Below are 8,908 nucleotides of genomic sequence, written 5' to 3' on the forward strand. Positions count from 1 at the left end.
CGGGAAGTAGCTCAGCTTGGTAGAGCACTTGGTTTGGGACCAAGGGGTCGCAGGTTCGAATCCTGTCTTCCCGACCATTCATACTAATATGGGGCCTTAGCTCAGCTGGGAGAGCGCCTGCCTTGCACGCAGGAGGTCAGCGGTTCGATCCCGCTAGGCTCCACCAATTTTTTTTATTTGGAGGAATACCCAAGTCCGGCTGAAGGGATCGGTCTTGAAAACCGACAGGCGGGTCAAACCGCGCAGGGGTTCGAATCCCCTTTCCTCCTCCATAAAGCATTTAAATATTATCGTCGCGGGGTGGAGCAGTTCGGTAGCTCGTCGGGCTCATAACCCGAAGGTCGCAGGTTCAAATCCTGTCCCCGCAATCATGGTCCGGTAGTTCAGTTGGTTAGAATGCCTGCCTGTCACGCAGGAGGTCGCGGGTTCGAGTCCCGTCCGGACCGCCATATTTCTTCCAGTAGATTTTCTACTGTTGATATATATAAATATTGTTAGTGTGGCTCAGTAGCTCAGTTGGTAGAGCAAAGGACTGAAAATCCTTGTGTCGGCGGTTCGATTCCGTCCTGAGCCACCTTTATTTTTTTTTGGAGGGGTAGCGAAGTGGCTAAACGCGGCGGACTGTAAATCCGCTCCTTCGGGTTCGGCAGTTCGAATCTGCCCCCCTCCACCATTTATGGCGGTTGTGGCGAAGTGGTTAACGCATCGGATTGTGGTTCCGACATTCGTGGGTTCGATTCCCATCAGCCGCCCCATTTTGTTTATTCGTTTCATTATTGGGCTATAGCCAAGCGGTAAGGCATCGCACTTTGACTGCGACATGCGTTGGTTCGAATCCAGCTAGCCCAGCCATCTTTACAATGCGGGTGTAGTTTAGTGGTAAAACCTCAGCCTTCCAAGCTGATGATGAGGGTTCGATTCCCTTCACCCGCTCCAAATATGGGCCTATAGCTCAGCTGGTTAGAGCGCACGCCTGATAAGCGTGAGGTCGATGGTTCGAGTCCATTTAGGCCCACCATATTATTCCGCAGTAGCTCAGTGGTAGAGCATTCGGCTGTTAACCGAACGGTCGTAGGTTCGAATCCTACCTGCGGAGCCATACATATAAAGCAATGCGTCTTTAGCTCAGCAGGATAGAGCAACGGCCTTCTAAGCCGTCGGTCAGAGGTTCGAATCCTCTAAGGCGTGTAAAAATAGCGAAACAAAAACTCCCGACTTGAAGGTCGGGAGTTTTTTTATTAAACAACGAACGAATAGAGATTTTATTCGAATTTCTTCTTTTATTCTCTCTTTTTCTTAATATAGAATTCCAAAACAATTTCAAAATTATTACAAAGTTGTGAATAATTGGGTATTTTGGAGGATAAAAAAGGATTCTGTCGAAATAACTAAGAGTCCTCGTTTTTATCCTCATGTTTAAAAAAAGCCCATCTGAAAAAAGGAAAAAACCCCTATCGAGTTTGGCGGCTCAGGGGTTTTCAAGAGATTGTGAAGGAATCGCATCCCTCGCTTTTACCTTTCTATGTTCATATGCGATTATCCTTCCATTAGGGGGATATTGGTTGATTAAGAAGGTAGAAAACAAGGCAGTAGATAAGGCAACACGTCATGTATTGCATCATCATCATGAGGCAAAGGGCTATGTGACCCTTGCCTATAAAGAGGAAAACGGAAAATGGAGGCAATATCATTTTAAGCCGGACGAATTGGCGCGAGAGCTCCCTAATTGGCTCGGGAAGGACACGTTTTTCAGTCAGAATACCTTTTATAGGCCTCAGCGGAAAAATGGCACAGTCAAGGAGCTAAGGGCCTTATACGTCGACGTTGATTGTCATAATTTGAATTATGACCCCCATTGGGTGCTGGGGAAATTAAAATTAGAAGTATTTGAAGAATCGATCCCCGTTCCGAACTATGTCATCTTTTCAGGAAGGGGACTCATATGCATCTGGCTGATTGAGCCTGTGCCTTCGCATGCACTGCCGCTTTGGAAAGCCGTTCAGACTTATTTCTATCAGCAAATGGTCTACGTTGGGGCCGATAAGAGCTCTATCGATCCGACAAGGGTTTTTCGAATCGCCGGAAGTGTGAATTCAAAGAATGGAAAAGAAGTTTCCATCAAGCAATGTCATCATAACAAATATGTTCTGAGAGAGATACAAGCCGAATACTTGCCCGAATTAGAACGAAAACCGTGCAGGAAAAGGAAGCCGAAACCGAAATTAGCTCAGTCCATCGTTCCATTATGTAATCTGCGCCATCTGTATGATTCAAGAATACGGGACATTGAGAAGGTGGCGGAACTCCGTAAGTATGATTTAAAAGGGTACCGGGAGCTGTTTTGCTTTCTTTATCGGTACTGGAGCTGCTGCGTCACCGCGGATACGGAAGATTCATTAGCACAAATGCTTGAGTTTAATAATGAATTGAGCGAACCGCTGTCAGTGAGCGAGGTCATTCGGGCGACAAGAAGTGCCGAAACAGCCTGGATGAACAAGAATGATGAAAAAGCAAACGAAGCAGCGATCGCCAAAGGATATCCAGGGGCCGGCTACAATTTTAAAAATGACACGATTATTCGTTTGCTTAATATCACCGAAGAAGAGCAGAAGCATATGAAAACGATCATCGATTCCCGTGAAAAGCGCAGGAGAAAACGAATCCGGGATCAAATGGTGCACAGAAAAAAGAATGGATCTGTGAGCCGCGCCGAATACATACAAGCACAGCAGGAACGGACGGAACACAAACTGAGTCAGCTGAAGCAAGCCATCAAGCGTTATCCGGACGCATCCAACGTAAAATTAGCCGAAAAATTAGGGATTAGCGAAGGCTACATCCGAAAACTAAAGAAAAAACTCGCTGCCGAATCGACTCGTACTGGTCCTCGCTCTTATATTAGGGGCGGTAGCCTGTATTCTCTCGAAAATAAAAAAAGAATCGTTAATGGGTAAGGGAGTATTTGATTTTGCTGTTGGGGGACAAAGCCTCGCAGCGAGGGGAGCGGGCAAGCGATAGCGCGCAGGGCGTCTTACAGACATTGCTAGACAGCCGAAAAATATATATAATCTCTATATGGTGTACCGTACACTTTTGGAGGTTTTATATGAAAACAACGATCACCGGAATCGATTCCGTAAGTAAACAGATTATCGATGCTCTCGCAAGCGGTTTAAGGGTTTCTGACGTGCCTCTTCACTATCCCGTGTCACTCGATCAAGCGAAACGGCTATCCCGTTTGAAAAAAATGCTGCTACTTGCAAAAGAAAATTTAGCAGAAGATCAATATGAGCGATTTTATGCACTCGGTTTAAAAAGCCTGCCTCTTTCGCCTCTATTCAAGCAGCGCGACTGGGCTGGCATCACCGAGCTCCTTGCTGTTACGACAGAGAATACAACAAGGGATGAGCTCCAGCTGTTAATTAGCGGGCTAGAGGAGAAAAGACAGCGGATAACGGAGTTTAAAGAAAACACCGAGCTCCAATTAACAGGGCTAGAGAAAAGCGATCGTGAGCTGCAGAAAAGGGAAAAAGAGCTTTTACAGAAAGGGCCGGCATTCCTTCAGGAGCTGGAGGAGATCCAAAAAAAGCGGTCATCCATCCAGCAGGAAATCGAAGGAATCAAGAAGAATCTAAGCCGCACTTATATGAAAGTGGCGGACATTCCGGAGTTTATTTCTGCTGAGCACCTAAAGCTTCATAGAGATATACAGTTTAAAGCCCTTAAATGGCTGTTTAAGCGCGGATACACCGCTGTAGGCGACTATCCCCTTCCGAACGGGAAAAAAGCCGATATATTCGCTTATAATGCGTCTAGTGAGCTCCTTATCATCGATGTGAAAGTATCACAAAGCGATATTTGGACGGATAAAAAATGGGCGGATGCCCTCGCTTTCTGTCATGATTATTATTTTTTGACGCCTGCACATCTATCGAATGCGGCTGAAGAGAAGGCACGGGAGGGAAATTGCGGCCAATTGATCGATGCAGGGGAAAGCATCCGATTAGTAAGGCCAGACAGCCGTGAAGGCGTAAAAGTAGAGCATCAGGAAGAATTGATCTTCGCTGCAGGACAGCTGCTGTCGAGGAAATGGATATACGGATACTAAGCAAAAATGCGAAGGTGAATTATTTCAACCTTCGCATTTTTTAAAAAAAACACCATTTTTGTTATATTATTTCGCTGCTCTCTTTTAATTGTTTAATAATGTCTTTTATCTCAAGCTTCTGTTCCTTTTTATCGGAAGGTTGGGATTTGTAATCTGTTACGCCTAGAATATCAAACAGCTCTTCTCTTATGCTTTCGAACATGAGCCCAGCTTCTTTGGCATCGACATGAAAACGGGACTGAAGCTGTTCAATCGACTTCTCCTGGATAAACCAGCCAGGCATCGGCTCTTTAGACTTTCGGAAATTCGCAATTAACAAAGGTAAAATGAGTTCACTTTCAGAGGAAGCAGCACTTTTAGCCGCTGTCTCTTCTTTTGACGCATTTAGTACGGTTGTTATGTAGCCAATTGGATTGTCTATATCGTTCCGGTCCTGCATTTTTTCCATGAGATCCACGACTTGTTCATACCCGAACTTTTCCCAGGAGCGAATGATTTCATTTGAAAGCTTCACGCCAAGCATGAGCCCGAGCTTTTTAATTCGAGCGGAAAAGGAATTAGGCTGCTGAAACTCTTCTAAATTCTCTTCAAACAGACTGAGCTGTTCACCGTTCTTTTTCACGGATTGAATCATGAACTTCACTTTCGATACTCGTCTGCCGTCTTTTATTTCCTCGATTTCAAACGAGATGTCGGTTTTCTTCTTCAGTTCTTTCTGAGCAGGCACTAACACGCGCTGCTTAAAATTTCCGTATGCAGGGTATATATCTTCGGCGCCAAGCATTTTTCGGAGTGTATGGAGAGGGAATGTGCGCTCTTGGAGTTTTTCATATTGCTTCAGCAATTCGTAAATTCGGATGGCATATGAACTTTTCAGTTTGACTACATTCTCTAGTTTATAGCTTGTAAATTCCTTTTTCAGTTCTAATAGATACGGCCGTAAAAAGGGATCAAACCGGATGTCGATCGTTCCTTCGGTTTCGTTATAGGCGACATAGCTTAGCCAGGCAACCTGAATCACTTTCTTATTGATCCGCACTTCAAACACTTTTTGCATTAATTCTCTCGTCGTCTGCCTTAATTCGGTGTATTTAGGCGTCCCCTTTAACCCGAGTAATTTCGTGAATTCCTTAATTGGCAGCGTATATGTTTTAAAATCCGAATCTGTCGGCTGTATATTGCTAGCAAGACAGAGGATAATTTTCTGCTCCACAACACCAAGCTTGTAGTTGGCCTCAATGAGCATATTTGATTTCGTCACAAGGTTGCTCGGCCTTGTTTCAACTAATTCTATTTTTGGCATCTATCCGACTCCCTTTCACCTAGACACCTATTATGCCAAACTTCGAACTATAACAAAAGACTCTTTTTGTTATAGTTCGCACCAAAAATGTTATAGATGCACCATTTTTGTTATAATTCACACCATTTTTGTTATATTAGTGGCACCATTTTTGTTATCGTTCGCACCATTTTTGTTATGATTCACACCATTTTTGTTATAGTTGGCACCATTTTTGTTATATTTAAACGCCCTAAACCCTTGCGCCCCAAGGGATCCAGGCCTCCGAAAACAATTAAAACAATTAAAACATATAAAACAATATATATGTAAAACAACAAAACAGAGCTGTGTGTGTTAAAAAATTTATGATAAGTTTCTATCTCAAAACACATATTTACAAAAATATTTACCCTTTCAGGGTCAGGAAAATGCAGATTGACAACGTTAAGGAATTTAAAAAATGAAAAAGTCCAATTTCTCAGTATTGGATTGAGAAATTGGACTTTTTTCTTTACTCTAAAAAAGCACCCGATTGTGAAACAATATCTTTATCTTGAATATGTACAGCAATAAATGATCCCGGGCGTTTCCATATTAGCGTTTCGGCATTTTGCTCTCATCCATGAACAGCAGGTTCCAGCGGTGACCGTCCAGGTCGGCAAATCCTGCGCCGTACATCCAGCCATCAATTTCACTCGGCTTGCCAAAGATGCTTCCTCCGGCAAACTCTACTTTTTGAATAAATGCATCTACTTCTTCTCTGCTTTCAGCCCCAATGGAAAATATTACTTCTGCGCTATAGGCAGTATCTGCGGTTTTTGAACCTGTAAATTTCTCAAACGCCGCATCCGGGAACAGTAGAATCGTTGTTTGTCCTATGGCAAGCTTGGCTCTCTCATTACCAACGCTCACCGCATGAAATCCAATCTCATTGAAAAAGGCAGTGGACCTCTCAACATCTTTAACCGGCAGGTTAATCCAAATCTCCTGTGACATGGCCGTATCCTCCTAGAATATATTTTTTAACTACTCCTACTCTACTCTACTTCTGGCAACAGAAGCGAATCGTATAAAAAAAACCTATTGCAACACTTTTGCACAAGGCCAACACATGGGGAGAGCAGGTAATAAAAGTTGAAGTATCGCAAAATTGATGACAAATAAAAAGAGACTACCCTCCATTGAGATAGCTCTCTTTGCGTTTAGTGTGCACCCTTGTTATTAATGGTTTTTACCCCGTTTTCGGATTTTTATTTTCTTTTATATATTTTTCTATCGTTCTGAAAAGATTCAAAGGCCTGGACAATCAGGTTTTCCGTTTTCTTGGAGATCGGTTTGTTGGTTGCATGGGAAACTCTTCGAATAAAGACTCGAATCTCTTGCTCCTTTTCAAAATCCGTTTGTTTAAAAAACTCCATCATTTTGATGAGATCGTTCATTTTTAGCCCTAGTTTCTTTTCAATTTCATCAAACATGAACACCCCTCCTTGAAGTTTTAGTCACTAAAAAAAGCCTTTGAAGAGACCTTTGATTAGGGGAAATGGATATAGTTTCGCAGTAAGCGCCTTCCTTAGATTTTTATGCCTTTATAGTATATTCTTTCGTATTTTTCATGGGATGGGTCCTTTGACTAGTGCGATCTTATCCTTGCAATCATTGAGAGTGAGGGAATAAAAGAAGGAAGGAAGAAAACAACGTTTCTTCCTTCCTTTATTCGCTGGTTCGGGGTTAAAATTTCGGCAAACCTTCAACCGCATCTGCTAAATCACTATATGAATCCTTTAAATATCTGATTGTTGTCGCAATATTACGATGTCCAGCGAGCCGTCGGACTTTTTCAATATCATTGTTGGTCGCTTTTAGCATCCACTTGCAAAACGTATGCCGGAACATATGGGGCGTTAATTTTTTATCCGGCAGGCTGTAGCCTTCAATCATCGTCTGGATCCCGCGGATGCTGAACTGCGGAGATCGCTGGCTGTAAAAGACATACGGAGAGTCCATGACGTGTGGCTTGGATTTAATCATTTTTGCCCGAAAAGTGAGCCAGTCCTGGATTTCCGCAAGCAGCGTATTGGAAATTGGAACTGTCCGAACCTTCATCCCTTTTCCGACAATGCGGATGCGCTTCAGTACAAGATCAAGGTCGGTCAGTTTTAAGTTAGAAAGTTCCTCGACGCGCAGACCTGCATACGTCAGCAAATAGACGATTGCCCGGTCCCTCCGATACTTTTCCTCCGGATTGACTCCTCTGCTTCTGACAGGCTTCCTCCGCATGATTTGGAGGAGACGCTCGAACTCATCCTCCGTCAGCCACATGATTTTTTCATGATCCTCATCAGCCGATTTCAAATCTTGAATATCGCTCATTGGACTTTGCTGCAGCCTATTCGTTTTCGTTGCCCAGGCATAATAGCTCCGTAATGCATTAAGGCGCCGATTGATCGTTGAAATGGCGAGAGGCTTCGTCTGGACGGGATTTAACATCATCCCCATCCATTTTCGAACATCCGCTGCAGTCACGAAATCATCTGGTCCAATCTGCAGCTCATCAAAAAAAGACTGAAGATCATTCATATAAGAGATGATCGTATTTTGCGATTTCCCTTTTTCCTGAAGATAGAGAATATAGTCTGAAAGCAATGTCCTCAATCCTTTCACTTATATGACGAGTTTAAGAGTGAAAAATGATTATGTATGTCAATCAAAAACTTACATTATACGACGAGTATATCATGAAAGAACAGTTAATGAACGTATATAATGTATATTATATGCTTAGTTGATAACACTCCGATTCACTACCCTTCCGAATCACTTCCGAACCATTCGGAGGGTCCTTTCGGAACCCTCTGATGCTCTTCTTCATACAGAAATCCAAGGAAAAACTGGCCGCACTCCCTGCCGCATGAGCCGTGAAGCCGGCCTCACAGCATTAAAAGCATGCTGAAGAAACGTGAAAAAATCACGTTAATTTTGTTCTTGATTTTCTGTACCCGAATTTTTAGGGTATGGTTCGTTTTAGTGTTTCGGGAGCTAAAACAGCTTCAATGGCTTATTTCAAGTCTTTTCGTTGTAAATCCGCATTTTCGGAATGGTCCCCCTAAAAACACTAACTTTCAATCCTGAAGGGGAAGTTCGTTTTTTATTATCATTATTATTTATATCTTTTAATAAAGGATTTTTATTTAATAAAGGCTTTTAATTACCTCTTTATTTTGAGGTCTTGAAAATCAAGTCTCCAACTACCACCGTACTTTTTGAAGTAATAAACATACTCTCACTCCTTGCCGATACGATAATTATTCGATGATGTAGTTGGTAACCACTAATTTTGGAAGATAATCTTTTTAAAAAAAGTAATAATAAGATAATTTTACATTCATTACATATGTTTGTATGTTTTATATCTGTTTTATATTTGTTTTTAATGTTTTATATGTTTTATAGGTTCGACAAATATTGATATAGCAAGCTTTATTAGCATTAACTATCACAAATTTAACGCTAACTAT

The 8,908-nt window shown here is 42.4% G+C and carries 6 protein-coding genes and 13 tRNA genes; 15 read left to right on the plus strand and 4 right to left on the minus strand.

Annotation, left to right across the window (positions count from 1 at the left end; all coding sequences use genetic code 11):
• The 15 genes from H0173_RS15545 (at position 1) to H0173_RS15615 (ending at position 4,108) form a co-directional block, all read left to right on the plus strand.
• Positions 1-77, plus strand: a tRNA-Pro gene (locus H0173_RS15545).
• 13 nt (positions 78-90) lie between these two features.
• Positions 91-166 (plus strand) — tRNA-Ala (locus H0173_RS15550).
• Between the two features lie 13 nt (positions 167-179).
• Positions 180-272 (plus strand) — tRNA-Ser (locus tag H0173_RS15555).
• 22 nt (positions 273-294) lie between these two features.
• A tRNA-Met gene (locus tag H0173_RS15560) sits at positions 295-368 on the plus strand.
• A 4-nt stretch (positions 369-372) separates the two neighbouring features.
• Positions 373-449, plus strand: a tRNA-Asp gene (locus tag H0173_RS15565).
• Between the two features lie 52 nt (positions 450-501).
• Positions 502-574 (plus strand) — tRNA-Phe (locus H0173_RS15570).
• Between the two features lie 15 nt (positions 575-589).
• Positions 590-673: transfer RNA gene (locus H0173_RS15575), tRNA-Tyr, on the plus strand.
• A gap of 6 nt (positions 674-679) precedes the next feature.
• Positions 680-755: transfer RNA gene (locus H0173_RS15580), tRNA-His, on the plus strand.
• A gap of 22 nt (positions 756-777) precedes the next feature.
• Positions 778-852, plus strand: a tRNA-Gln gene (locus H0173_RS15585).
• A 10-nt stretch (positions 853-862) separates the two neighbouring features.
• Positions 863-936 (plus strand) — tRNA-Gly (locus H0173_RS15590).
• A gap of 5 nt (positions 937-941) precedes the next feature.
• Positions 942-1,018: transfer RNA gene (locus tag H0173_RS15595), tRNA-Ile, on the plus strand.
• Between the two features lie 6 nt (positions 1,019-1,024).
• Positions 1,025-1,099: transfer RNA gene (locus H0173_RS15600), tRNA-Asn, on the plus strand.
• A 15-nt stretch (positions 1,100-1,114) separates the two neighbouring features.
• Positions 1,115-1,188, plus strand: a tRNA-Arg gene (locus H0173_RS15605).
• 374 nt (positions 1,189-1,562) lie between these two features.
• Positions 1,563-2,954, plus strand: coding sequence for a replication protein (locus H0173_RS15610; RefSeq protein WP_260631211.1), 1,392 nt, complete (start codon positions 1,563-1,565; stop codon positions 2,952-2,954).
• 152 nt (positions 2,955-3,106) lie between these two features.
• The gene (locus H0173_RS15615) at positions 3,107-4,108 is read left to right on the plus strand and encodes an MmcB family DNA repair protein (protein ID WP_221847436.1); all 1,002 of its coding nucleotides are present in this window, start codon (positions 3,107-3,109) and stop codon (positions 4,106-4,108) included.
• A 61-nt stretch (positions 4,109-4,169) separates the two neighbouring features.
• On the opposite strand, the gene H0173_RS15620 is transcribed toward H0173_RS15615, so the two are convergent.
• From H0173_RS15620 to H0173_RS15635, 4 genes are all read right to left on the minus strand, one after another.
• Positions 4,170-5,411, minus strand: a complete 1,242-nt coding sequence (locus H0173_RS15620) for a replication initiation protein (protein WP_221847437.1) — start codon at positions 5,409-5,411, stop codon at positions 4,170-4,172.
• 576 nt (positions 5,412-5,987) lie between these two features.
• Complete coding sequence (locus H0173_RS15625; protein ID WP_221847438.1) at positions 5,988-6,389, minus strand: VOC family protein; 402 nt, start codon at positions 6,387-6,389, stop codon at positions 5,988-5,990.
• A gap of 254 nt (positions 6,390-6,643) precedes the next feature.
• A complete protein-coding gene (locus tag H0173_RS15630) occupies positions 6,644-6,868 on the minus strand; it encodes a stage VI sporulation protein F (RefSeq protein WP_221847439.1) in 225 nt (74 codons plus the stop codon).
• A gap of 253 nt (positions 6,869-7,121) precedes the next feature.
• Positions 7,122-8,036, minus strand: coding sequence for a tyrosine-type recombinase/integrase (locus H0173_RS15635; protein ID WP_221847440.1), 915 nt, complete (start codon positions 8,034-8,036; stop codon positions 7,122-7,124).
• Between the last annotated feature and the right edge of the window lie 872 nt (positions 8,037-8,908).

The sequence above is a fragment of the Bacillus sp. S/N-304-OC-R1 genome, assembly GCF_019749375.1.
Classification (GTDB): Bacteria; Bacillota; Bacilli; order Bacillales; family Cytobacillaceae; genus Cytobacillus.